The organism is Pseudomonas sp. DE0010 (assembly GCF_007680745.1).
Lineage (GTDB): Bacteria > Pseudomonadota > Gammaproteobacteria > Pseudomonadales > Pseudomonadaceae > Aquipseudomonas > Aquipseudomonas parafulva_B.
In genome coordinates, this window is sequence record NZ_VEJQ01000262.1 from 1 (window position 1) to 246 (window position 246).

The window sequence follows — 246 nt, forward strand, 5'->3', positions numbered from 1 at the left end:
GGTTCGCGGGAGATCGTGGTGAAGAGCCTGGGTCCGCAATTCGCCGGGGTGCCGGGTCTGTCCGGTGCCACCCTGCTGGGGGACGGGCGCGTGGTGGTGATTCTCGACCTGCTGGCGATGATCCGCAGTCAGCGCGCCAGTGGCGAAGAGCTGGCGCGGCTGGCGCAGGGTCCGGCCACTGTGGCCGAGGTCACCCGACCGGCGCTGGTCATGGTGGTCGACGATTCGGTCACCGTGCGCAAGGTC

1 protein-coding gene is annotated in these 246 nt (G+C 69.9%); it reads left to right on the plus strand.

Annotated elements, in window-relative coordinates:
• Positions 1–246, plus strand: a 246-nt coding sequence (locus FS767_RS22470; protein WP_178102787.1) for a chemotaxis protein CheW, incomplete at both ends; no start/stop codon positions are given.